This window comes from Pseudomonas sp. D3-10 (assembly GCF_051132175.1).
GTDB lineage: Bacteria > Pseudomonadota > Gammaproteobacteria > Pseudomonadales > Pseudomonadaceae > Aquipseudomonas.
The window spans coordinates 197,309-222,008 of the sequence record NZ_CP071668.1; the positions used below are offsets into that span (position 1 = coordinate 197,309).

The window sequence follows — 24,700 nt, forward strand, 5'->3', positions numbered from 1 at the left end:
TGGTATTTTGGTTATATAAAAATTCTTAAATAGTCTTTTTAAGAATATCCCGCTTTATCTAGTATTGCTCCCACGCCGCAAGCAGTGCCGCCCACTGCCAGGCATTCATACAAGGAGCAGCAGCATGAGCGCATCCCTACGTAGCGTTGACGGCCAGGACGAAGCAACCATCTTGCGCGAGATCCAGAGCGCATTGCGTGACCTGCGCTTTGGCGCGGTGGAAATCACGGTGCACAACGCGCAGGTGGTCCAGATCGAGCGCAAGGAAAAATTCCGCCTGCAGCAACCGAGTCAGAAACCGAGTTAAAGGATCGCCGCCTACGGCAGCTCCGACCGGGGGGCTGTGGCGTGGGCGCTGTCGCAGGCGGCTGATCCTTGCTGCAAGCCATCCGATTCCAGAAGCCATAAAAACCAGAATTCCAGGAGCTTTCACCATGTCGTCGATTCGCCGTTATGCCTTGGCCGCCCTGGCCAGCGCTGTTTTTGCAGGTTCCGCGGTTGCCAAGGATTACGAGCTGCTCAACGTGTCCTACGACCCGACCCGCGAGTTGTATCAAGAGTACAACGCCGAATTCGCCAGTTTCTGGAAGAAAGCGCATCCGGATGACACGGTGAAGATCCAACAGTCCCACGGCGGCTCGGGCAAGCAAGGCCGGGCGGTGATCGATGGTCTGCGCGCCGACGTGGTGACCCTGGCCCTGGCCGGCGACATCGACGAAATCGCCAAGCTGGGCAAATCCCTGCCAGCGGACTGGCAAACACGCCTGCCAGATGCCAGCACGCCTTACACTTCGACCATCGTCTTCTTGGTGCGCAAGGGCAACCCCAAGGGCATCAAGGATTGGGGCGACCTGATCAAGGATGACGTGTCGGTCATCACACCGAACCCGAAAACCTCCGGCGGCGCTCGCTGGAACTTCCTCGCCGCTTGGGCCTATGGCTTGAAAGCCAACGGTGGCGACGAGGCCAAGGCCAAGGAATATGTGCAAGCGCTGTTCAAGCACGTGCCGATCCTGGACACCGGCGCCCGCGGTTCGACTATCACGTTCGTCAACAACGGCCAGGGCGATGTGTTGCTGGCTTGGGAAAACGAAGCCTTCCTGGCGCTGAAAGAAGACGGTGGCGCCGACAAGTTCGATATCGTCGTGCCGTCGCTGTCGATCCTCGCCGAACCGCCGGTGGCGGTTGTGGACAAGAATGCCGAGAAAAAAGGTAATGCCGAGATCGCCCAGGCGTACCTCAAGCACCTGTACAGCCCGGCCGGCCAGGAAATTGCCGCGAAGAACTACTATCGCCCGCGTGACAAGGACGTGGCCGCCAAGTATTCCCGCCAGTTCCCGAAGGTGGAGCTGGTGACCATCGATAAGGACTTCGGCGGCTGGAAAACTGCCCAGCCGAAATTCTTCAACGATGGCGGTGTGTTCGACCAGATCTATCAGGCGCAGTAAGCTGCAATAGAGCGTATTTCATGTGGGAGCGAGCTTGCTCGCGAAGGCGGTCGTACAGTCAATATCAATGTTGCCTGATACACCGCTTTCGCGAGCAAGCTCGCTCCCACAGGCTCCGCACCCTGTGAGTCTCAACCAAGGACCTTTATGTCGCGTCGCATATCCCCCGTCATACCCGGCTTCGGGCTGACGCTGGGCTACACCCTGGTGTACCTCAGTCTGATTGTGCTCATACCCCTGGCGGCGATGTTCGTGCATGCCGCCCAACTCACCTGGGATCAGTTCTGGGCGATTATCTCGGCGCCGCGGGTGCTGGCTGCCTTGAAGCTCAGCTTCGGCACCGCGCTGTGTGCCGCGATCATCAACGGCGTGATCGGCACGCTGCTGGCTTGGGTGCTGGTGCGCTACACCTTCCCCGGCCGCAAGGTCATCGATGCGATGATCGACCTGCCCTTCGCCCTGCCCACCGCCGTGGCCGGTATCGCGCTGACGGCGTTGTATGCGCCGACCGGCCTGGTTGGCCAGTTCGCCACCGACCTGGGTTTCAAGATCGCCTACACCCCGCTGGGCATTACCCTGGCGCTGACCTTCGTGACGCTGCCGTTCGTAGTGCGCACGGTGCAACCGGTGCTGGCCGACATTCCTCGTGAGGTCGAAGAGGCCGCTGCTTGCCTAGGGGCGAAACCCTGGCAGGTGTTCCGACACATCCTGATGCCCGCGCTGTTGCCGGCCTGGTTGACCGGGTTCGCCCTGGCTTTCGCCCGTGGCGTGGGCGAGTACGGCTCGGTGATTTTCATCGCCGGCAACATGCCGATGAAAACCGAGATCCTGCCGCTGCTGATCATGGTCAAGCTCGACCAATACGACTACACCGGCGCCACTTCCATCGGCGTGCTGATGCTGGTGGTTTCCTTCGTCCTGTTGCTGCTGATCAACTTGCTGCAGCGGCGCATCGAAACCCCATAAGGAGGCGCGAATCATGTCCCAATCGTCTATTTCCGCCGCTTCCACCAACGCCGCCCGTCGCGGCAGCGCGACGTCGCGGCGCGTGCTGATTGGCCTCGGCTGGCTGATCTTTGCGCTGTTTCTGCTGCTGCCGTTGTTCGTCGTCGTGTCCCAGGGCTTGAAGTCCGGCCTTGGGACGTTCTTCGCGGCAATCTTTGAGCCTGACGCCTTATCGGCGCTCAAACTCACGGTGTTCGCGGTGTTGATTTCGGTGCCGCTGAACCTGGTGTTCGGCGTGAGCGCCGCGTGGTGCGTGAGTAAATATTCATTCCGCGGCAAGAGCATGCTGGTGACGCTGATCGACCTGCCGTTCTCGGTGTCGCCAGTGATCGCGGGCCTGGTCTACGTGCTCATGTTCGGCGCCCAGGGGCTTTTCGGGCCGTGGCTGTCGGATCACGACATCCAGATCGTGTTTGCGCTGCCGGGCATCGTCCTGGCGACGATCTTCGTCACGGTGCCGTTCGTGGCCCGTGAGCTGATCCCGCTGATGCAGGAACAAGGCACCCAGGAAGAAGAGGCCGCGCGCCTGCTCGGCGCCAATGGCTGGCAGATGTTCTGGCATGTCACCGTGCCGAACATCAAGTGGGGCCTGATCTATGGCGTGGTGCTGTGTACCGCCCGGGCCATGGGCGAGTTCGGCGCGGTGTCGGTGGTGTCCGGGCACATTCGGGGGGTGACCAACACCCTGCCGCTGCACGTCGAGATCCTCTACAACGAATACAACCACGTGGCCGCGTTCGCCGTGGCGAGCCTGTTGCTGATCCTGGCGCTCTTCATCCTGCTGCTCAAGCAGTGGAGCGAAAACCGAATCAACCGCCTGCGCGCCAGCGCCGCGGAGGAATAAGTCATGTCGATCGAAGTCCGTAACGTCAGCAAGAATTTCAACGCCTTCCGGGCCCTGGACGACATCAGCCTGGACATCCAGAGCGGTGAGCTGGTGGCGCTGCTCGGGCCATCGGGTTGCGGCAAGACCACCTTGCTGCGGATCATTGCCGGCCTCGAGACGCCGGACCAGGGCAACATCGTCTTCCATGGCGAGGACGTGTCCGGCCACGATGTGCGCGATCGTAACGTCGGGTTCGTGTTCCAGCACTACGCCTTGTTCCGCCACATGACCGTGTTCGATAACGTCGCGTTCGGCCTGCGCATGAAGCCCAAGGGCCAGCGCCCGAGCGAAAGCCAGATCGCGACCAAGGTCCACGAATTGCTGAACATGGTGCAACTGGACTGGCTCGCCGACCGCTACCCCGAGCAGCTGTCCGGCGGCCAGCGCCAGCGTATCGCGTTGGCCCGCGCCCTGGCGGTGGAGCCCAAGGTATTGCTGCTGGACGAACCATTTGGCGCCCTCGACGCCAAGGTCCGCAAGGAACTGCGCCGCTGGCTGGCGCGGCTGCACGAGGACATCAACCTGACGTCGGTGTTCGTCACCCACGACCAGGAAGAAGCCATGGAAGTCGCCGATCGGATCGTGGTGATGAACAAGGGCGTGATCGAGCAGATCGGCTCGCCGGGCGACGTTTACGAAAACCCGGCCAGCGACTTCGTGTATCACTTCCTCGGGGATTCGAACCGCCTGCACTTGGGTGAGGACCGGCATGTGCTGTTCCGTCCTCACGAAGTCTCGCTGTCGCGCTCGGAACTGGAGGACCACCACGCCGCCGAGGTGCGCGACATTCGTCCACTGGGCGCCACCACGCGGGTGACCCTGAAAGTGGAAGGCCAGAGCGAGCTGATCGAGGCCGAAGTGGTGAAGGACCACGACAGCCTGGTGGGGTTGTCGAAGGGCGAAACGTTGTTCTTCAAGCCGAAGGTCTGGCAGAAAGTCTCCAACCTTTAAGATCAAAAACATCGCGAGCAAGCTCGCTCCCACAGGGATTTGTGTATGGCGCAGATCCAGTGTGGGAGCGAGCCTGCTCGCGATGGCGTACCCGCCTACGCCCCGATCCGAATCTGAATAACCCCGCTAGGCCTTGCTTCGATTGGTTCTACTTTTAACCTTCCCCTGACCCAAACCCTACCTAGACTCTGACATGCCAGGAGGCAAGTGAGAGTCCATGACGGACCGGTGTTGTTGTCTCCTGGCGCCCTGATGCCAAGGAGAAAAAGCATGAGAATGGAAGTCAGTCGGCACGGCCCTTTCGGTTGTGCCTTGTTAAGCGTTCTGTTGAGTCCTTCTGCCAGCGCCGCCCCCACGTTGTCTCCCCAGATACCTTTCGATGTCACGGTCACCGAACCGGTTTCACTCTCCAGCCTGCAAGCCAATTTCGATGATTTGTCATGGCAGACCTTCATCGCTCTGAATTGGCCGGCCCTGGACAATGGCAACCCCAATACCGGCGTCACCATCGGAAAACAAGACGGGGCAACGGTTTGGGAAAGTTGGAAAGAGAGCTACCAGATTTTTCGTGCGAAAGGGCAGGCACCACTGCCTTGGAATGCGCCGGCGACCCTGCCTGAAGCGTGTAAGTCACTCAAGTCCGGCCGCCTGTTACAACAAATGGGTAAGGTGCCCGACGTGCTGGATGAATTTATCCAGCCCTTCGAGAGCGGTCCGCTGGTGGATCAGAACGGCGTGTATACGCGCAATGAAATCGTGGTCAACCAATCGATGTTCGACGGGATCGTAAACAACGGCCTGTACAGCATCGAAGGCCAGCAGCAGTTCTTCGCCGCGAACCCGAACAACACCGTGGCATTCAGCTGTGGTTCTACCAAGAGCCAGGAAGTCGGCGCGGTGATGGTGAAGGCGTCGTGGAAAGTGCTCGGTCCCAGCGACAAACGACAGGATTTCCATACGGTCGATGCCCTGGTCTACACGCCGGGCAACAGCGACCCGGGTAAAGGGCCGATCGTGGAGGAATCGTGCGTGTCCGAGCCGGTCGGGTTGGTGGGGTTGCACATGGTCCACAAAACCGCCAATGCGGCCCAATGGGTCTGGTCGACTTTCGAGCACGTAAAAAACGTTCCTGAAAAAACCACGCCCGTCGGACAGCGCACGGGCCCTTATCTGTTCTATAACGCCGATAGCCAGAGCGCCATCAATCAGCCTCCGCCACGGCCGTGGAACCCGGCGGTCAAGGCGACGCCTTCGCAAATCGTGCGGGAAGTGCCACTGACCGAGGCGACGAAGACGCTCAACGCCTCCTATCAAGCGCTGTTGCGTACGGCCAATCCACAAAGTGTCTGGGCGAACTATCAGCTGATCAGCACCCAGTGGCCTTCAGACCCGCCGAAGGATTGCCAGGTATCGGCCGCCAACCCGCTGGGTAGCCCAGCGCCGTCGTTCCTGGCCAACGCCACGCTGGAAACCTATATCCAGGGCACCGTTCCCCAGGCGTCCTCCAGCTGCATGGCGTGTCACGGCAATGCGGCGACCCATGTCACCGAATCGCCGCGCACCAGTTTTGCGGACTTCACCTATTTGCTCGAACGCGCACAGTCCACCAGTGGGCAAGGAGCCAAGCAATGAGTACCAATCTGGACAATTTCGTAGGCCTGTCGTCGGCCCTGATCGGCATTTCGGCCGATCGTCTGGCGCCGCAGATCGACCCGGTCGGTCTGCCGCCGATCTTTCTCGATTACGTGACTGCGCGCATTTCTTCTGACGTGCTCAACGCGTTGCTGACTCAGTACGCCACCCTGGCGGCCGACCATGTACCGCCCGACCAGATTGCCGAGCAAATACTGAAATTCAATATGCAGCCGACGATACCTGACACCGTGCTGGCCGCGCGTTCGATCATGAAACTCTGGTTGCTAGGCGTCTGGTATCAGCCGTTCGATAGGCTGCCTTTCAAGAAGGACGATTCGGCGGTGGTATCCGACCAGGCCTACATCCACAGCTGGGCCTGGAAGATTGCCCAGGCCCACCCGATGGGCTACAGCGAATCGTTTTTTGGCTACTGGAACAGCACGCCCCCAAGCCTTGAGGATTTGACCGGCGTGCCCGCCAACGGACAGCAAGGAGCGTCGTCATGAGTACTGAACAAGCAGAAGTGGTGATCGTTGGCGCAGGTCTGGCCGGCAGCATTATTGCCTATCAGTTGGGCATGGCGGGTATTGAGGTATTGGTACTTGAATCGGGGCCAGAGATACCGGTCAATCGCGCTCAGTATCTGGAGCGTTTCTATACCGCGACGCTGAAGACCCCAGAGTCACCCTACCCCCCGAGCACAACGCTGGACCCACACCTCACCGGGCCGGCCAAGCTGAACGCTCCGCGAGCAACCATTGCCGACCTGCTCAATGACAACTGGAACAAACCGGCGGTCAGCTACCTGGTACAAAAAGGCCCGCTGCCCTTCACAAGTACTTATGAACGGGTAGGTGGCGGCACGACATGGCATTGGGTGGGCACCTGTCTGCGCATGGTGCCGAACGATTTTCGTCTGAGGTCGAAATATGGCGTCGGGGTGGACTGGCCGATTGGCTATGACGATCTGCAAAGCGCCTACTGCCGGGCGGAAGCGGAAATCGGGGTGTCTGCCAACGTTGCCGACCAAGCCTATCTGGGCATGACCTTTCCTGAAGGTTATGCGTTCCCGATGCACAGCATTCCGTTATCCCTGGTCGATGGCAGCTTTGTCGCCGCCGTCACGGGGCAGACGTTCGATAATTTGCCGCTGGTGGTCAGCCCGACGCCGGCCGGGCGCAACTCTCAGCCTTATGCCGGGCGCCGGGTATGCGCCGGTAACACCAACTGCACGCCGATCTGTCCGATCCAGGCCAAGTACGACGCCACCGTGACCATGAACAAGGCCTTGGCCACTGGCAAGGTCCGAGTGCTTTATCGGACCGTGGCCAGCAAGGTAACCGTTGGTGATGATCACAACGTAAGCGGCGTCGAGTTCATGCAGTATCAGTTGGAAGACGGTCCCAAGACCGGAACCGGCGTGGCCGTTGCAAAGCGCTATGTGATCGCCGCCCATGCGATCGAAACACCGAAACTGTTGCTCAACTCCAAGACTGACGTTTGGTCCAATGGTGTCGCCAACAGCAGCGGGCAAGTAGGTCGCAGCCTGGCTGACCATCCCATTTATCTGGCCTGGGGGCTCATGCCCGAGGGCAAGGCGATCTTTCCTTATCGGGGACCGTTGTCGACGGCAGGCATCGAAAGCCTGCGCGACGGCGCCTTTCGCAGCGACCGCGCGGCGTGGCGCATCGAAATTGGTAACGAAGGGTGGAACTGGCCGGCCGGTGATCCCTACACAACGGTCGCCGACTTTATCGACGGGACGAATGTAGGGAAGACCAACCCGAGCAACAAACTGCTATCGGGAACGGCGCTGGTGCGCAAGCTCAACGACGTCTTCACCCGCCAGTTCCGGGTTGGCTTTTTGGTGGAGCAGGTGGAGAAAGATCCCGATCACTCCGAGAGTTATATCCAGCCCTCGACGGATAACCTCACGGATGGGCTCGGCATTGTTCGGCCGGAAATCCATTACGACCTCTCCGACTACACCAGGAAAGGTTTCCAGCAGGCGAAAATATTGGCGACGCACATCATTGAGGACCTGCTCGGTGGTACGGAACTGACGGACATCATCGGGCCTGGATGTTTCACTTACGATGGCGTGCCCTACAGCTTCCAGGGCGCCGGTCATTTGATGGGCACCTATCGCATGGGCGATGACCCCGCCAAGTCGGTCGTCGATAAACACCAGCGCAGTTGGGACCACAAGAACCTGTTCCTGGTGGGCGATGGCGTCTTCCCAAGTACCGGTACCTCGAACCCGAGTCTGACAATCGCCGCGCTGTCGTTCCAGGCCGGGGATACACTGGCCAATGACCTGCGGGCGGTGACGATGCAGGTTCAATCCAACAAGGCCTGGCAGGGCACCGGTGTGCAGCTCAACGCCCAGGTTCCGCGTGTGGTTCGCTATGTCAGCGGCCAGTGGTGCGCCAGCAAAGAGGGTGGGATGGTGGATGGAAACGGTGGCTCGCGGCACATCACCTATTCCAGCTATACGTTGCCCGGCGCGGCTGAAGGTGCGTTGATCGGCCGGGTGGGCGACGGCGGGACGCCGTTTCTGATTGGTGATCGGGCGCAGCTACCCGTGAATCAACAGGGGGAGCTGCAACTGTGCATCAACGATGACTTGACGAGACAGCATGGCGCCGGCCTGACCGACAATGTTGGCGCGCTGACGATTCGGGTCGAGTTCGGTTCGCTGTAACTTGAGCGGTGAAACCTAGTTCCTGTGGGAGCGAGCTCGCTCCCACAGTGACGGGTATTTCACACCGTCGAACGTTGGTTGCGCAGGGCCACCGGACCTGCGCGCTCCTCGATGGCCTGTTTCAGATCGTTTCTGAGTCCCAGCAAAAAACCCGCCTCGACCACCACAAACAACGGCCCGACGATCAACCCGGTCAGGTCATCGACGAACGCCGGTTTGCGCCCTTCGTAGTAATGACCGACGAACTGAATCACCCAGCCCACCACGAACATGCCCAGGCCGCTGCCTAGCCACACCGTTGTGCTTTGCGCGGCGAGTACCTGGCCCAGCCAGATGGCTAGGCCCAGCAGCACCGTCATCAACACACCCAGGCGCAACTCCAGGCGCAGATAGAACCAGGCACTCGCCATCGCCACCAGCAGCGCCGGGGAAACCAGGACCGCGCCAACCGGCCATCCGGGCCGGGACAACAGCACCGCGACGGCGATGAAGATCAGCGGAATCCCGATGAAATGACTGACGATGTTACGCGGGTCGCGGTGGTAGGCCGCGTATTGACTGAGGTGATCGACGAGGCTTTTCATTGTTGTTCCTCCTGAGGTGATGCCTGCATGATGAACAGGTTTCACCAGGCGCTCTGTCAGCTAGCCGACACTTGTCCCGGAGTTTGCATGAATACCCATCCCTGGCACTCGCATTTGATGGTCGGTCACTGGTACAGCCATCTGCCTGCTGAGTTACAGCATAGCCTGCTGGACATGTCGCGAGTGCGTCGCCTGGCGCCCGGCCAGCGGCTGTTCCAGCGCGGCGATGCACCGTGCGGCCTGTACGCGGTGCTCGAAGGCGCGGTGCGTATCGGCGCGGTCAGCGAGCAGGGCAAGGAAGCGCTGCTGAGCGTGGTGGAGGCGCCGCATTGGTTCGGTGAAATCTGCCTGTTCGATGGACAACCGCGGACCCATGATGCGGTGGGCGTCGGCCAATGCACATTGCTGCATTTGCCACAGGCTGCGCTGTTGGCTTTTCTTGAAGCACAACCCGTTTATTGGCGTCATCTTGCCTTGTTGATGAGCCACAAACTGCGCCTGACCTTCATCAACCTTGAACACCTGAGCCTGATGCCCGCCCCGGCCCGCGTGGCCCACCGCTTGCTGATGATCGCCGAAGGCTACGGCGAAATCGAACCGGCGCGCCGGGTCTTGCCACTGCCCCAGGAGCAACTGGCGATGATGCTTTCCCTGTCGCGCCAGACCACCAACCAGATCCTCAAGGATTTGCAGGGGCAGGGCATTGTTCACCTCAGTTATGGTGAGATCGAAATCCTCGACATCGAACGGTTGCGAGCCCTGACCACAATCTGAAACCGACCTGGACCCTGTGGGAGCGAGCTTGCTCGCGCAGACGTCAGGTCAGTCGACATCGATAGTGACTGATACACCGCCATCGCGAGCAAGCTCGCTCCCACAGGGGCTTGGTGTTGTCGCAGCTATTGCGGTCACACCGCTTCCCATGTGTGAGCGAGCTTGCTCGCGATAGGGCTCGCCCCGGCGCTGAAAATGTTCAGCGCAACCCATCCCGAAACTGGCCCGGCGTCATGCCTGTCCAGCGCTTGAACGCGCGGCTGAAGCTGCTGGTGTCGGCGAAACCCAGCAGATAGCTGACCTCGCTCAGCGAGCACTGCGGATCGCGCAGATGCAGCAGCGCCAGATTCTCCCGGCATTCATTGAGCAGCGCATCGAAGCGGCAGCCTTCGTCGGCCAGGTGTCGCTGCAGGCTGCGCAGGCTCAGATGCATGGTTTGGGCGATGCGTTCGGCGCTGGGTTCGCCTTCGGGCAACTGGGCTTCGATGGCGGCGCGGACCTTGCGTTCCCAAGTCAGCGGCTGAAGCTGGGCGAGGGTGCGCTTGAGCACGGTTTCGTTGTGTTCGGCCAGCTCCGGGTTCGCGTCGTCCAGGTGGCTGTCGAAATCCAGGAGGTTGAATTCCAGGCAATCCTGGCCGGCGTCGAAATGCACCGGTGCGCGAAAAACCTTGTGCCATGGGCTCGGGTCCAGCGGTTCCGGGCGGCGCAGGTAGACGGCCAGCGGTGCGTAGTCGCGACCCAGCCGGTTGCGGCAGGTGCGCACGTAGATCGCGGCAAACGCGTCGATGGCCTCGAAGGCGGGAGCGGGGCGTCCCGCCGGTACATCGAGGCTGAAGCGATAACGGTCATCGCCGCGGCTCAGCTGCAAGGTCAGCGCATCGCTGACCACCGGGTGATACCGCACGATGCGCTCGAACACTTCACGCAAGCTGCCGCTGGCTACCAGGGCGTAGCCCAGTGCATGGAACGTGGTGGGGCTGACGAAGCGCGACACCCGCAAGCCGATCGCCGGATCGCCGCTGGCCTGCACCGCCAGCGTCCACAGGCGCGTGGTGGCCGAGAGCGGGTAGCGGGCGTTCGGGTCGTCCATCAACACGGGGTCCAGGCCCGCCTTCACGCACAGGGCTTGGCTGTCCAGGCCCAGTGCATCGAGCTGTTTGCGCAGGGCGCGGGTCCAGCTGGCGAGGGAAGTGGGTTCGGTCATGACAATTGGCGCTTGCGGTCAACAGGTTGGCGTTTACGGCTACCACCCGATGGGACGACGCCCGGCAGGATGAGCACATCGTTAACAGAGGATGTAAGCCATGCACGGCACTTGCGCAAGCCCCGAGCGATTGAATGCACAACAGCGAGCCGCCCACATTCGCCAGGTTGTCCTGGCCCGAGGTGAGGAATTGCGTCGGCGCTACCCGATCCTGCAGCACCAGGACGCGCTGGGCGCAGGCATCCTGGCGTTCGCCCTGGCCGGGATGATCGGCTCGGCGCTGCTCTACATCAACGGTCACCTGGCCGGTTGGGCTTGCCTGCTGCTCAACGCGTTTTTCGCCTCGCTGACCCACGAGTTGGAACATGACCTGATCCACAGCATGTACTTCCGCAAGCAACGCGTTCCCCATAACGTGATGATGGGTCTGGTGTGGCTGGCGCGGCCCAGCACCATCAACCCATGGATCCGCCGTCATCTGCACCTCAACCACCACAAAGTATCCGGCAGCGAAGCGGACCTGGAAGAGCGGGCGATTACCAACGGTGAGCCGTGGGGATTGGCGCGTTTGCTGATGGTGGGTGACAACGTGATGTCGGCGTTCATCCGCCTCCTGCGAGCCAAGACCTGGGCGCACAAGCGCAGCATCCTCAAGCGTACGCTGAAGGTGTACTTCCCACTGGCACTGCTGCATTGGGGCGCCTGGTACGTGTTCCTTGGTTTTCATGGGGCCAACGCTGTGGCCGGACTACTGGGCGCTTCCATCGACTGGTCGGCCAATACCCTGGCGACGATGCACATCATCGACATCGCCGCCGTGGTGATCATCGGCCCGAATGTGCTGCGCACCTTTTGCCTGCACTTCATCAGTTCGAACATGCATTACTACGGCGACATCGAGCCGGGCAATGTCATCCAGCAGACCCAAGTGTTGAACCCCTGGTGGCTGTGGCCGTTGCAGGCGTTCTGCTTCAACTTCGGCAGCAGCCATGGCATTCATCATTTCGTGGTGAAGGAGCCGTTCTACATCCGGCAGATGACGGTGCCGGTGGCTCATGAGGTGATGCGGGAGATGGGCGTGCGGTTCAACGATTTCGGCACGTTCGGGCGGGCGAATCGGTTTGCCGGTGAGGAAGGCGTTGTGAGGGAAGAGGCGAAGGCCGTTCAGGCCTGATCGCTCCTTTCATGAGCGACGATAAACCCGTGGCGAGGGAGCTTGCTCCCGCTGGGCTGCGTAGCAGCCCCCAAAAACCAGGGCCGCTACGCGACCCAGCGCGAGCTTGCTCCCTCGCCACGGGGAATGAGTCAAAACAGGGAAAAAGTCAGAACTGATAACTCACAGTAGCCGCCACATTGCGCTCTTCGCCCATGTAGCAGAAGTTCAGGCTGGCGCACGAGGCGACGTAGGTTTCGTTGGTCAGGTTGTTCGCGTTCAGGCGCACGTCCACGCCCTTCAAGCCGACCTTGCCCAGGTCATACCCCACCGACGCATCGAACAACGTGTAGGACGGCACCTTCATGGTGTTCTCCGCATCGACCCAACTGTAGCCGACATAACGCACGCCGCCGCCCAGTCGCAAGCCATCGAGCGTGCCGCTGTCGAACTTGTAGTCCGCCCACACCGAGGCCATGTGGCGCGGGGCCTGGGTCGGTGAGTTGCCTTTGTTTTCGATGATGTTGGTCGGGGTGCTCAGAGTGCTGACCATCGACTTCGAATATTCGATGTCGGTGAAGGTGTAGCTGCCCAGCACTTTGAACTGCTCGGTCAACTGTACGTGCGCTTCCAGTTCCAGCCCTTGGGAACGAACGGCGCCGACGGCGCGATAGAAATTTTCCTGGGGCAGCTTGGTCGCGAGGTTTTCCTGATCGATGCGGAACAGCGAGGCGGTGTACAAATCATCGGTGCCTGGCGGTTGGTACTTCAAGCCCAGTTCCCACTGCTTGCCGTCGGTGGGCGCCAGTGGATTGCCAGCGCTGTCGGCGTAGGAGTTGGGGTTGAACGACTCCGAGTAGCTGATGTACGGGGCCAGGCCGTTGTCGAACAGGTACAGCGCTCCGACGCGGCCGGTGAGCTTGGTGCGCTTGTCATTGATCTCGGTGCCTTCAGGGCGACCAGCTTCGGCGATGCGGTTTTCATCCGAAGTTTCGACCCAGTCCTGGCGCAGGCCCAGGGAGAAGCGCCACTTGTCCATTTCGATCAGGTCTTGCAGATAGACACCGGTCTGCTCCAGGCGTCGCACGTAGCTGGTCGCGCTGACGTTGGTGATCGCCGAGTTTCCGTAGACCGGGTCGAAGGCGTTGATCGGGGCGAGGCTGCCGCTGGTCCAGTCGACCACGGTCTTGCGCCGCTGGTAGTCCGCGCCCATCAGCACGGTGTGCTTGGTCGCGCCGGTGAAAAATTCGGCCTGCAGCATGTTATCGACGATGAACGAATGCAGCTTTTCATCGGCGCCGGTGTAGTAACGGTTCAACTCGTTGCTGGTGGGGCTGGTCCAGCCGAAGGCATAGACCTGATTGTTGGTGACGTCGGAGTCCAGGTAGCGGAAGTTTTGCCGGGCGGTGAAGACATCGTTGAAACGGTGTTCGAATTGATAACCGAACGACTGCTGACCACGTTCGTAAACGTCGACGCCGGGCTCGCCTTCGAAGAAATTTTCCGAGATCCGCCGACCGTTGCGCGGGTGCAGTGCGCCGTCGGCCGGTACGCCGCCATGGTAGCCGCCGTCGGGTTCGTGCTGCAGGTAGGCTTGCAGGGTCAGCGAGGTGTCCTCGGTGAAGTCGATGCTGACGGTGGGCGCCAGGGTGAAGCGCTTTTCTTTGTTGTGATCGAACTGGGTATCGGAGGTGTCCGCCAGGCCGATCAGGCGATAGGCGATGCGTTTTTCATCGTCCACCGGCCCGCTGAAGTCGAAGCCCACGCCGCGCTGGCCCTGGGTGCCGACGGTGGCCTGGACCTGGTGGTAGGCCTCATAAAGCGGTTTTTTGCTGGTGAGCGCCACCAGGCCGCCCGGAGAACTGCGGCCATACAGCACCGACGACGGGCCCTTGAGGATGTCGACGCGCTCGAGAAAGTACGGGTCGACCTGCATGGAACTGTAGGTGCCGCTGTCGCCCATGGACTTGAGGCCGTCGAGGTAGATGTTATCCACCGAGCCGTCGTTGAAGCCGCGCATGGCCACGTAATCGTAGCGATGGGTCGCACCGTAGGGGTTGGTCAGCACGCCGGGGGTGTAGCGCATCGCCTGGGATACGGTCTGCGCGCCCTGGTCGTCCATTTGCTCGCGCGTCACCACCGATACGCTTTGTGAAGTCTCTCGCAGGGCGGTACTGGTCTTGGTCGCGACTTGGCTGTGGGTGGCGTTGTAGCCCGCCATGCTGCCCAAGGCGTTACCCAGGGCGAAGCCCTTGACGTCAGTGGTCGGCAGTGCCAGTGCACTGTCCCCGGCCTGGGCCTGCAATACGTAGCCGCTGCCTTCCTGGCCGACCGCAATCAGCCCCGAACCGCTGAGCAACTGGTCCAAGGCCTGGTCCGCCGAGTAGTCACCTTTGAGCCCAGGCGACTGGCGGCCAGCGGTTTGCTCGGGGGTGCTCGCCAGGGTAATCCCGGCCTGGCGCGCGAACTGATTCAGCACCTCGTTCAACGGGCCTGCCGCGATGTTGTAGCTCTGACGGCTGGCCGTGACGCCGTCCTGCGCGGCGACAGCGAGCATCGGCACGGCGCTGACGCCCAGTGCGGTGCTCAGCAGTGCGGCGTGGACGGTTTGGCGCAAAGGGCTGGTTTGCGAGGAACAGCCGAAGGAGGTCTTGAGGGTTACGCGCTCAGTCATTTTGGGTTTCCGTTGGAGTCGCTGAAGGCAGATAAGCGTTGCTTACTGTCCTAGCCGGACGCCTACGCAAAACCCGCCAAAAAAATCAGGCCGCACGTTCCACCGTGACCCACCAGCGGGTTCGATAATGCAGCTGCACGGGCAGCGTGCGGGGGAGCACGGCCAGCATTTTGTCGATGTCATCCAGGCGGAAGACTCCGGACAAGCGCAGGTCCGCGGCCGAGGCGGCGCATCTCAGACAGCCCCGGCGGTAGCGGCCGACCTCGTTGAGGAAGTCTTCCAGGCGCATGTTGCGCGTCACGATCAAGCCGTCCGCCCAGGCGCCGGCGTCCATGTCCAGGGGCGGCGCCAGGGTCGCTGTCGATGAACTGACGAGGTAGCTTTGCCCTGCCTCCACGTGGATCGGCGCGCCCTCGCTGTTGCGATGTGAGCGAATGGCGACCCGGCCGCTGGTGACGCTCAGACGCGTGCAGCCGCTGTCCTGGCGCACGACGAAGCGCCCTTCCAGTCCTTCGAACAGACCCTCTCGGCTTTTCACCAGCAGCGGGCGTCCTGGGTCTCGGCCACAGGTGACCATGATTTCGCCGCGGGTCAACGTGATCAGACGCTGGCTGGCGGTATAGTCGAGGTCGGCGGCGCTGCGGGTGTTGAGTTCAAGTCGTGTACCGTCCGGCAATTGGAAACCGCGTCGTTCGCCCGTGGCAGTGGCGAAGTCGGCACGCCACGGCTGCCAGCCTAGGTCCTTGCCCAGCCATGCGGCGGCGCCCACCACGGCGACGCCGGACAACAATTTCAGGGCCTGGCGTCGACCGAGGCGCTGGGCGCTGGCCTCCAGGGTGTCGAGGGCAATATGAGCACTGGGCACGGCGCGCAGGTTGGAGGTGAGTTCGCTGTGCAGCGATTGCACCCGTTGCCAAGCCAATTCGTGATCGTGATGGGCGATGCGCCAGGCGTCGCACTGTTGGCGAAGGATCGGATTGGCGGCATGGTTGCGCAGGCGCAGCAGCCAATGGATCGCTTGCTTGACCACCAGTTGCGAAGGACCTCGACCGCGCGAGGGCGGGTCGATCGGCTCAATCTTCATAGCGCAGCACGTAGCAGTGGTACAGCGCATCGGCGACGTACCGCTCCACCGACCGAAGCGAGATGCCCATTTGCTCGGCGATCTGCTTGTGGGTCATGCCGTCACACTGTGCAAGCAGGAACGCCCTGCGTACTTTCGGCTTGAGGCCGTCGAGCATGCGGGAAATGCCCTCCAGCAGTTCGAGGATCAGGGCTTGGGCTTCGGCACTTGGGATCTGGGCCTGCGGCAGATGCGCGATGGTTTCGAGGTAGGCGCGTTCTATTTCTTCCCGGCGCCAGTGATCGATCACCAAGCCCTGCGCGATGGTGCGCAGGAAGGCGCGCGGTGCCGTGAGTTCCAGGCGTTCGGTGCGTTGCAGCAGGCGCACGAAGGTGTCCTGGGCCAGGTCAGCCGCATCGGCGGCGTTGCCCAGTCGGTGGCGCAGCCATGTGTGGAGCCAGCCGTGATGGCTGCAATAAAGCGCCTGTACTGCTAACTGGGGGGAGGACATGAGCGCAATAGCCTGATATCACAAATGATAATAGGTCGCATTGTCATAAGCGTTCATTAAATTTGCAACCACCGTTCGACGCAGGCTGTGTGATGTTGGCAATCATCTCGTCGGACAATTGAACAAGGGCCTAATCTTTTCCACGGGTTGGCCGACAGAAGGGTATGCGTGCACCAAAATGGAGCGGATCCAATCTCCAGCTCTTGCGGCTACATGGAACTGCCAACCGGAATGCACCCCCATCCCCTGCATAAGAAGTCCCTCCATGAATCTTAAGTTCAGCCACAAAATCCTCTTGGCCGCCTCTGGTGTGGTGGTGTTGGCTTTTGCCCTGTTCACGCTCTACAACGATTACCTGCAACGCAATACCATCGGTCGCAGCCTGGAATCCTCCATCGAGCAATCCGGTGACCTGACGGCCAGCAGCATCCAGAACTGGATGAGCGGGCGGGTGCTGGTGTTGGAAAACCTGGCTCAGAACATCGCACACCAAGGGGCGAGCGCCGATTTGCCTGGGCTCGTGGACCAGCCGGCGTTGACCTCGAACTTCCAGTTCACCTACGTGGGCCAGAACACCGGCGTGTTCACTCAACGACCTGACGCGAAGATGCCCGACGGTTACGACCCGCGTCAGCGCCCTTGGTACAAACAGGCCGTGGCCGCCGATAAAACCATGCTGACCCCACCCTACGCGGCGGCAGTGGGCGGCCTGGTGGTGACCATTGCCCTGCCGGTCAAGCACAACGGTGAATTGTTGGGCGTGGTGGGTGGTGACCTGAGCCTGGAAACCCTCGTGAAAATCATCAACTCCGTGGACTTTGGCGGGATCGGTCATGCGTTTTTGGTCAGTGGCGACGGCCAGGTCATCGTCAGCCCGGACAAAGACCATGTAATGAAAAACCTCAAGGACATCTACCCCGGCACCCCTGTGCGTATCGGCAAGGGCATCCAGGAAGTTGAGCTGAACGGGGAGGACCGCATCCTTTCGTTCACCCCGGTGGCAGGTTTGCCGGGCGCCGAGTGGTATATCGGCCTGTCGATCGACAAGGCCAAGGCCTACGCACCGCTGAGCCATTTCCGTACGTCTGCGTTGATTGCGATGTTCATTGCAGTGGCTGCGATTGCGTTGCTGCTGAGTCTGCTCATCCAGGTGTTGATGCGCCCGCTCACCACCATGGGCCGCGCCATGCAGGACATCGCCCAGGGTGAAGGCGACCTGACCCGGCGCCTCGTGGTGCAGGGCAAGGACGAATTCGCGGTATTGGGAGGGTCGTTCAACCAGTTCGTGGAACGTATCCACGCGTCGATCGCCGAAGTGTCTTCCGCCACGCGTCAGGTGCATGACCTGTCGCAACGGGTGATGACATCTTCCAACGCCTCCCTGGTTGGATCGGATGAGCAGAGCGCGCGCACCAATAGCGTGGCCGCCGCGATCAATCAGTTGGGCGCCGCGACCCAGGAAATCGCCCGTAACGCCGCCGATGCCTCGCAACACGCCAGTGGCGCCAGCGAGCAAGCGGACGATGGTCGTCAGGTGGTGGAAAAAACCATCCAGGCGATGACCGAGCTGTCACAGAAAATCAGCCTGTCGTGCACCCAGATCGAAACCCTGAACGCCAGCACCGACAACATCGGGCACATCCTGGATGTGATCAAGGGCATCTCCCAGCAAACCAACTTGCTAGCCTTGAACGCCGCCATCGAAGCGGCCCGTGCCGGTGAAGCCGGACGTGGTTTTGCGGTGGTGGCCGATGAAGTGCGCAACCTGGCGCATCGCACCCAGGAGTCGGCTGAAGAGATTCACAAGATGATCACCTCGCTGCAAGTCGGCTCCCGTGAAGCGGTGACCACGATGAACGCGAGCCAGGCTTCCAGCGAGGAGAGCGTGGAAGTGGCGAACCAGGCCGGCTTGCGCTTGGTCAGCGTGACCCAGCGCATCGGCGAAATCGACGGCATGAACCAATCCGTGGCCGCCGCGACCGAGCAACAGACAGCCGTGGTGGAGACCCTCAACATGGACGTCACGCATATCAATACGTTGAACCAGCAAAGCGTCGCCAACCTCAACGAAACCCTGAAGGATTGCGATGCCTTGTCGCAGCAGGCCAATCGATTGAAGCAACTGGTGGACAGCTTCAAGATCTGACGGACCCGATCCCCCGTGGCGAGGGAGCTTGCTCCCGCTGGCCTGCGCAGCAGGCCCCTGCAAGCCTGCAGGCGGACCGCGTTGGCTGGCTTTACGCCTGCTGCGCAGCCGAGCGGGAGCAAGCTCCCTCGCCACGGGTGTGGGTTGTCTGGGCTGATGCCATCGCGAGCAGGCTCGCTCCCACAGGGTTTTTTGGTCAGGCGAACATCTTCACGACATTTCCCATCGCCTCATCGGCGAACCCTTGCAGGAAATCCCTGAACCCTTCCCGTGTGTGCACCTCGGTGTGGTCGGCGATGATGGTCCAGGTGGCGCGGCAGCGGCTGTCTCCCAGGGGCTCGACGCGCATCGCCGCCCAGAGGTTGTCGATGCCGAGGGTGTTGTAGATCAGCGTCCAGGTCATGTGCATGGCCTGGTCATCGCGGCTGTTGAGTTGCTCCACCACTAGGTTTTGTCCGTCGCGGAAGAATTTCTTGCGCAGCGAACGCACGCCGTCGCCAGTCATTTCGATGTACTCAAGGGCTGGAATAAAGCGGTTGAACCCGCCGAAGTCGCCCACCACTTCCCAGACGCGCGCGGCGTCGGCGGGCACTTGCACCGAGGTTTCGACATGGCAGGCTTGAGGGTTCTTGATCAGGGTGTCGGGTTGAAAAGCAATCATGGTCTTGCTCCTTGCGTGAGGTTGGGTTGCTTCAGATGAAATCGATGGCCTTGAGGTAATCAGCACCGCGGCGCAGCAGGGCCGGGGACTTTTCCGGGTAACGGGTGCCCATCTGCCTCACGCCGGACCGGGCGTTGTCATGGCGGATCAGGGAGATGTCGCCGATGTCTTCTTCGAAGCCGTTGAGGTAGAAACCCAGCACGCCGAACAGCGCGTTGTCGGTATCGACCCGCGCCAGCTGTTGTTGCCAGTCCGCGACACTGACCAGCGCGAATTCCCGGCCACTGTCGCGGAACGACGCCACATAGGCGTCCCAGCTCAAGGGTTCGGGGTTGTGCAGGTTGAACACGGCCTGGTTGGGTTGGTAACGGCTGGCGTGGAAGGCGATGAAACGGGCCAGGAAGTCCACCGGCATCAGGTCGAAATTGAGCGACAGATCCGGCACCTGGCCGAGCTGGATCGATCCCTTGAGCATCAGCATCAAGCGGTTCTTGTGGGGCTGGCAGACCCCGGTCTGGCTGTTGAAGCTGATGTTGCCGGGACGGAACAGATTTACCCGGACGCCAAGGTCCCGGGCCCGTTGCAGAATCCGCTCGCCGACCCATTTGGACAGGTTGTAGCCATTCTTGATGTAGATCGGCGGTGTCCTTGCTGCTGGCTGCTCCAGCACCTGCCCGTTAGCGTCCAGGGTGCTGGAGGCCGACAGCGTCGAGACGAAGTTGAAGATTTTCTTGCTGCGCCCTTCGCACAGCCGCAGGCATTCGAAGATGGGCTCGACGTTGTCCCGCGCCAGGGACTCGTAGTCGAGCACATGATTGACATGGGCGGCGTTGTGCACCAACGCGCCGAACGTGCTGTCGATCCGCTGGTAGGTGTCGTCCGGCAAGCCCAGTTGTGGCTGGGTGATGTCGGCGGCGTAGACGCTGACACGGCTCAGGTCCAGATGCTCCAGGCGATTTTCCCGCAGGGCCTGGGCGAACCGCTGGGCCGCGCTTTGCCCGCCGGATTCACGCACCAGGCACGCCACTTCCGTGGCCCCCCACGCCAGCAACGCTTCGACGATATGCACGCCGAGAAAGCTGTTGGCGCCGGTCACGACCACTTTATGCACATCACCGCTCTGGCTGATGGGCAGTGGATCGAGGTTGAGTTCGGCTTCGGCGTCGATGAAAGCCTGGGGGCTCAGCGAGGATGCATCGCTCTGGTCGGGGGCATCGAGCAACTTCGCCAAGGTGATCAGCGTCGGTGCTTCGATGAAGCGGTTGATCGACAGGCTGCGACCGAACGTCTGCCTGAGACTCAACAGCAGCTGCGAAAGCAGGATCGAATGCCCGCCAAGGTTGAAAAAACTCTCGTCGATGGCGATGTCCTCGGCTGGCAACTGCAGCAGCTCGGCCCATAGCTGTCGGAGCTGGGTTTGCAATGCATTTTGTGGCTGACGTCCTTGAGCTCCTGCCTGGACCGATCCCGCCGACGCCAGCAATGCCCGGCGATCGACCTTGCCGTTGCTGGTGTAAGGCAGGCTGGGCAGCTCTACATAGGCCGCCGGGTGCATGTAGCTCGGCAGCGAATCCTGCACATGCTGGCGCAAGGCGTTGAGGGCCGCGCCGGGGCGATCGTCCACGGGGTTCGCCAGGAACGCCAGGATCCGCCGTCGCTCGTCGACCCCCACCGCCACCTGGCGAAACACTTGGCTGTCGCGCAGGCAATGCTCGATCTCCTCGGGCTCGACCCGAAAGCCGCGGATCTTGACCTGGTTGTCGCGGCGGCCGCACAGCTCGATCCCGTCGTCGGTCCACTGGCCGATGTCCCCCGTGCGATAGACCCGCAGCGCTTGCTCGTTGGGCAGCGTCAGGTCGAGATAACGGCTGCTGCTCAGTACTGGATCGTTCAGGTACCCCAGGCCGACTCCAGGCCCTGCGATGTACAGCTCGCCGGGTGTGCCCTGGGGCACCGGTTGCAGGTGTTCGTCGAGGATGAGCACGCGGGCATTGCCGATGGGTATACCGAGGTTGCGGTTGTTATCGCCCACGGCGAATTGCCGCGTGGTGGCCAATACCGTGGTTTCCGTCGGGCCGTAGATATTGTGGAACCGGCACTGCGGCGCCAGTCGCTCGATCACGTACGGCTCACAGACGTCCCCGCCAGTGATCAGGTGCGCCAGCCCCAATGACGCCTCCAGCGGCATGACGCTCAACAGCGCGGGCGGCAGGAAGGCATGGCTGACGCGCTGTTCACGCATCAACGACTCCAGTCGCTGCGGGTCGCGGCGCTGATCCTCGCTGGGCACCACCAGCAGTCCGCCTTGGATGAAGGTCGGCAAGATGTCCAGCAACGATGCGTCGAAGTTGATGGTGGAAAACTGCAACGCTCGGCTGTCGCGCCGCAGCTCGACATGATCTGCGTACCAGGCGCAGAAATGGCTGAGGTTACGGTGGCTGAGCAGGACCCCCTTGGGCTGGCCGGTGGTGCCGGAGGTGTAGATCGCCACGGCTGGTTCGTCGGCATTCACCACGCGGCGAATCGTCGAGGCCGGGAGGCCAGGCTTGGACGAAGACAGCCGATGGACATTCAGCATCGGCGTCGGGCTATCGCCCAGGTCGCTGTCGCCATCGTGCAATAAGAGATCGGCCTTGGCGTTGTCGAGGATGAACCGCCGGCGTTGCGCCGGGTGTTGCGGGTCCAGCGGCAGGTACACCGCCCCGCACCCCAGCACCGCAAGGATTGCAGCGTACAGCTGCGCGGATTTGGGCAGGCACACGGCGATCACCCGTGGATGATCGGTTGCTCTTCCCAGGCTTGCCGTTATGGCCTCCTGCAACCGCAACACCCAATTGCGCAAGGTCCTGTAGTCGATGAGCTGACCCTCGACCCACAGGGCAGGCTGCGATGCGTCATCGAGCATGCGCTGCTCGATGCTGTGCATGACAGGCATTTTTGCGGCCGCCAGCAGCCAAGGTACGGCGGGCCGGTTAAGGCAGTGTTTGAAGGCCAGCGGCTCCAACGCATCGAGCCCGTGCTCGGGTTGGTCGATGGGCTCGTGCGGGGCCGTCGGCCACTGATCGAAACCGTGCTCATCGCGTGACAGATGACTGACCAGCCGTGCGCCGTGCTCGACGATTGCGGTTATTGCCTGCTGGCGCAGCGACTGGCCGTTGCCGTCGCTCGGCGTGGTGATCACTTCGTGGGCCAGCAGTCGCTGCGCTGCGTCACGGAAAAACACCACCGGCCGCGGCAATGCCTGGCCGGGCGCTTCCTGGAATGCCACGCGCAGCCGGAGCTCAACACCAGCCTCGATGGCCCCTGGCGCCGTACCATCGTCGATCAACAGGTCGATCGCGCGGTCGCCGGCCGGTGATTGTGGACCCACGACGGCGTGTCCGTGTCGTTCAAGTTCCCGGGCCAGTTCGGCCAGGGCCTGGCTGTGGCCAGACATTGCGATTTCGAGGCGTCTCATCGGAAGGTCCTCATGGGATCAGGTAGTCGGCCAGGGCATCGCGCACGCAGGCTGACGCCAGCATCGAGCTGCCGCGGAAGAACCGCGTGATGTTGCCCACCAACGGGTGAAAACGGTTGATGGGATAAGCCAGCGCCCGGGCGTCTTCGCGCAGCGACTGGCGTGCCGATTCGTCGATCGGCAAGTGGTTGATCAGCTCGAAATCGAACGCCTGCTGCAGATCGCTCGCCAGGTAATCGGCGATGAAACCGGGCATCAGCCGCGCAATCATCTCGCGGTCCTCTTCGGGCGCGGCGCGCCAGTAAATCTGTACCAGCCGCGTCCAGAAACCGGAGTGGCGTCCCTCATCCTGCAGGTGATCGGCCATGAGCCCCTTGATCGAGGCCTTGACCGAGTCGTCCCGGGCAAAGGCTGCCACTTCGTTGGTCACGGTGTTTTCGGCGATGGCGATGCAGACCAACTCCACGGCGCTGAGCAGATGCTCCGGTGTTCGCGCCAGCGTGGCCGGAATGGCACGGCTGAGCTCGATCTGCTGGGGCAACGGGATCGGTGCGATGCCGGTCATGTCGATGGTTTGCTGCATGAAGTCCATCGCCACCAGCGCGTGGTAGTCCTCGTCCACCACCACGGTCATCGCGTCATAGCGACAGGCGAACGGAAACTCGATGCCAAAGCGGTTCTTGGCGATGCGCCGGGCGGTGTGATCCACCAGCTCGGTCTCGAAAATCACCACGTCGTTGATGAACTTGTAGAGACTCTGCACCAGGACAAAATCACGCGATTGCGGGCAATGGGTCAGGAAGGTCTGGCTGTGCACCATGGGTTGGCGGCTCATGGGAAAGATCAGCTTGTCGTCATCCTCGACCCGGCGCCGTGGCCGGGTACGGATCGTCGCCCGGCTTTCCCAGGCGTCGGCGAATGATTGGTATTGAATGGCGTTCATGGCGTCACCTGCGCAACCGGCTGGGTCATGCTCAGGCGCAGGCCATCCCACAAGGCTGTGCGGCTGTGGACGGCAGCGAGGGCAGCGGCGAGGACCTCGCGCTCGCGCTGCGGGTCGCCATCGATCAGCCGCGCCAGCAATTTTTCCGCCGCCGGGCCGTGGTCTTCGGAGTCCACCTCGATATGGCGTTGCAGGTAATAACGAAACGTCGGTGCCTGATCCAGGCCGATACCCCAGGCGTCCAGCATCCGCTGGAACATCTGCGGGATGACGCTTTCGCGCCCATGCACGAACGCGGCGGCCACGCTGTGGGCCGGGGCGTGCAGGGCGGTGTGCAGGGTCTGGCGCACGAAGCGCGCGGCGGCCGGTTCTACCTCGACGCTGTCCAGCGCGGTTTCGGGGCTGACGCCTTCTTGCTGCAGGGCGATGAATTGTTCAATCGCCTGGGTGTCCGCGCCTACCTCGCGCATGGCGTCCAGATACAGTTCGAAATGGCTGCAATAACCGGCACCGGGACGGTCGTCGGACTCTTCTCCCAGGACGATTTCGTTGATCAGACGCGCGGCATGGGGGTCGGCGGGTGGCAGCCACGGCAGTTGGATGCAGGTCAGTTCCCTTTGCAGCCGCTTGGTCAGGGACATGAAGTCCCACACGGCGAAAACGTGGCTTTCCATAAAACGGCGCAACAGGTCGATTGATGTTATTTCGGAAAAAACCGGGTGTTCACCAAGTTCGTGTTTTTTCAGAGATAGTTGTTCTTTGGTTGGCTGCATTGGAACGTCCTCATCAATATTGTTTGTCCGGAAAGTTGCTCGCCTGTTTTTGTCGGGGCGAGCGAGTGCGCGAACCGGAATCCATGTTCACTTGGAACTTTTAACTGATGCCTGCTTGTGGCTGTGTG

Annotated in this window: 20 protein-coding genes; 11 read left to right on the forward strand and 9 right to left on the reverse strand. The window is 61.6% G+C overall.

Annotated elements, in window-relative coordinates; all coding sequences use genetic code 11:
- Nucleotides 1-124: 124 nt before the first annotated feature.
- The 8 genes from oscA (at nt 125) to J3P90_RS00960 (ending at nt 8,629) form a co-directional block, all read left to right on the forward strand.
- Nucleotides 125-307 carry a sulfur starvation response protein OscA gene (gene oscA / locus J3P90_RS00925; protein WP_030138496.1) on the forward strand — a complete coding sequence of 61 codons (183 nt, stop codon included), beginning with the start codon at nt 125-127 and terminating at the stop codon, nt 305-307.
- Nucleotides 308-434: 127 nt separating this feature from the next.
- Nucleotides 435-1,448 carry a sulfate ABC transporter substrate-binding protein gene (locus J3P90_RS00930; protein ID WP_434561330.1) on the forward strand — a complete coding sequence of 338 codons (1,014 nt, stop codon included), beginning with the start codon at nt 435-437 and terminating at the stop codon, nt 1,446-1,448.
- Between the two features lie 147 nt (nt 1,449-1,595).
- Nucleotides 1,596-2,414, forward strand: coding sequence for a sulfate ABC transporter permease subunit CysT (cysT, locus tag J3P90_RS00935; RefSeq protein WP_434608463.1), 819 nt, complete (start codon nt 1,596-1,598; stop codon nt 2,412-2,414).
- Nucleotides 2,415-2,427: 13 nt separating this feature from the next.
- Nucleotides 2,428-3,297 (forward strand): sulfate ABC transporter permease subunit CysW, encoded by an 870-nt coding sequence (gene cysW, locus J3P90_RS00940; RefSeq protein WP_434675691.1) that lies wholly within the window; start codon nt 2,428-2,430, stop codon nt 3,295-3,297.
- Nucleotides 3,298-3,300: 3 nt separating this feature from the next.
- Nucleotides 3,301-4,290 (forward strand): sulfate/molybdate ABC transporter ATP-binding protein, encoded by a 990-nt coding sequence (locus tag J3P90_RS00945; RefSeq protein ID WP_434675692.1) that lies wholly within the window; start codon nt 3,301-3,303, stop codon nt 4,288-4,290.
- 270 nt (nt 4,291-4,560) lie between these two features.
- Nucleotides 4,561-5,922, forward strand: a complete 1,362-nt coding sequence (locus tag J3P90_RS00950; protein WP_434561326.1) for a cytochrome C — start codon at nt 4,561-4,563, stop codon at nt 5,920-5,922.
- Nucleotides 5,919-6,431, forward strand: a complete 513-nt coding sequence (locus J3P90_RS00955) for a sorbitol dehydrogenase (RefSeq protein WP_434608459.1) — start codon at nt 5,919-5,921, stop codon at nt 6,429-6,431. Before J3P90_RS00950 ends, J3P90_RS00955 begins: the two co-directional genes overlap by 4 nt.
- The gene (locus J3P90_RS00960; RefSeq protein WP_434675693.1) at nt 6,428-8,629 is read left to right on the forward strand and encodes a GMC family oxidoreductase; all 2,202 of its coding nucleotides are present in this window, start codon (nt 6,428-6,430) and stop codon (nt 8,627-8,629) included. Before J3P90_RS00955 ends, J3P90_RS00960 begins: the two co-directional genes overlap by 4 nt.
- 59 nt (nt 8,630-8,688) lie before the next feature.
- Here the strand turns inward: J3P90_RS00960 and J3P90_RS00965 are convergent, their stop codons facing one another.
- Nucleotides 8,689-9,213 carry a DUF962 domain-containing protein gene (locus J3P90_RS00965; protein ID WP_434561320.1) on the reverse strand — a complete coding sequence of 175 codons (525 nt, stop codon included), beginning with the start codon at nt 9,211-9,213 and terminating at the stop codon, nt 8,689-8,691.
- Between the two features lie 87 nt (nt 9,214-9,300).
- Between J3P90_RS00965 and J3P90_RS00970 the strand changes: the two genes are divergently transcribed.
- Nucleotides 9,301-9,987, forward strand: coding sequence for a Crp/Fnr family transcriptional regulator (locus J3P90_RS00970; RefSeq protein ID WP_434675694.1), 687 nt, complete (start codon nt 9,301-9,303; stop codon nt 9,985-9,987).
- Nucleotides 9,988-10,186: 199 nt separating this feature from the next.
- Here J3P90_RS00970 and J3P90_RS00975 read toward each other — a convergent pair whose 3' ends face one another.
- On the reverse strand, nt 10,187-11,191 hold the full coding sequence (locus tag J3P90_RS00975) for an AraC family transcriptional regulator (protein ID WP_434608453.1): 1,005 nt from the start codon (nt 11,189-11,191) through the stop codon (nt 10,187-10,189).
- Between the two features lie 100 nt (nt 11,192-11,291).
- Here J3P90_RS00975 and J3P90_RS00980 point away from each other — a divergent pair, with 100 nt between their 5' ends.
- Nucleotides 11,292-12,365 (forward strand): fatty acid desaturase, encoded by a 1,074-nt coding sequence (locus J3P90_RS00980; RefSeq protein ID WP_420767766.1) that lies wholly within the window; start codon nt 11,292-11,294, stop codon nt 12,363-12,365.
- 148 nt (nt 12,366-12,513) lie between these two features.
- Here the strand turns inward: J3P90_RS00980 and J3P90_RS00985 are convergent, their stop codons facing one another.
- From J3P90_RS00985 to J3P90_RS00995, 3 genes are all read right to left on the reverse strand, one after another.
- Complete coding sequence (locus J3P90_RS00985) at nt 12,514-15,018, reverse strand: TonB-dependent siderophore receptor (protein ID WP_434675695.1); 2,505 nt, start codon at nt 15,016-15,018, stop codon at nt 12,514-12,516.
- A gap of 85 nt (nt 15,019-15,103) precedes the next feature.
- Nucleotides 15,104-16,102 (reverse strand): FecR domain-containing protein, encoded by a 999-nt coding sequence (locus J3P90_RS00990; protein WP_434675696.1) that lies wholly within the window; start codon nt 16,100-16,102, stop codon nt 15,104-15,106.
- A complete protein-coding gene (locus tag J3P90_RS00995) occupies nt 16,092-16,592 on the reverse strand; it encodes a sigma-70 family RNA polymerase sigma factor (RefSeq protein ID WP_420767769.1) in 501 nt (166 codons plus the stop codon). The genes J3P90_RS00990 and J3P90_RS00995 overlap by 11 nt, the downstream gene beginning before the upstream one ends.
- A 265-nt stretch (nt 16,593-16,857) precedes the next feature.
- Here J3P90_RS00995 and J3P90_RS01000 point away from each other — a divergent pair, with 265 nt between their 5' ends.
- Nucleotides 16,858-18,738: a methyl-accepting chemotaxis protein gene (locus tag J3P90_RS01000; RefSeq protein ID WP_434608447.1), complete on the forward strand. Its 1,881-nt coding sequence runs from the start codon at nt 16,858-16,860 to the stop codon at nt 18,736-18,738.
- A 196-nt stretch (nt 18,739-18,934) separates the two neighbouring features.
- On the opposite strand, the gene J3P90_RS01005 is transcribed toward J3P90_RS01000, so the two are convergent.
- From J3P90_RS01005 to J3P90_RS01020, 4 genes are read right to left on the reverse strand one after another with little or no spacing between them, the layout of a single operon-like run.
- Nucleotides 18,935-19,399 carry an SRPBCC family protein gene (locus J3P90_RS01005; RefSeq protein WP_434675697.1) on the reverse strand — a complete coding sequence of 155 codons (465 nt, stop codon included), beginning with the start codon at nt 19,397-19,399 and terminating at the stop codon, nt 18,935-18,937.
- A gap of 31 nt (nt 19,400-19,430) precedes the next feature.
- Nucleotides 19,431-22,856, reverse strand: a complete 3,426-nt coding sequence (locus J3P90_RS01010) for an amino acid adenylation domain-containing protein (protein WP_434675698.1) — start codon at nt 22,854-22,856, stop codon at nt 19,431-19,433.
- A gap of 10 nt (nt 22,857-22,866) precedes the next feature.
- Nucleotides 22,867-23,799, reverse strand: a complete 933-nt coding sequence (locus J3P90_RS01015) for a diiron oxygenase (RefSeq protein WP_434675699.1) — start codon at nt 23,797-23,799, stop codon at nt 22,867-22,869.
- Nucleotides 23,796-24,572 (reverse strand): DUF3050 domain-containing protein, encoded by a 777-nt coding sequence (locus J3P90_RS01020; RefSeq protein ID WP_434608439.1) that lies wholly within the window; start codon nt 24,570-24,572, stop codon nt 23,796-23,798. The genes J3P90_RS01015 and J3P90_RS01020 overlap by 4 nt, the downstream gene beginning before the upstream one ends.
- Nucleotides 24,573-24,700 lie beyond the last annotated feature (128 nt).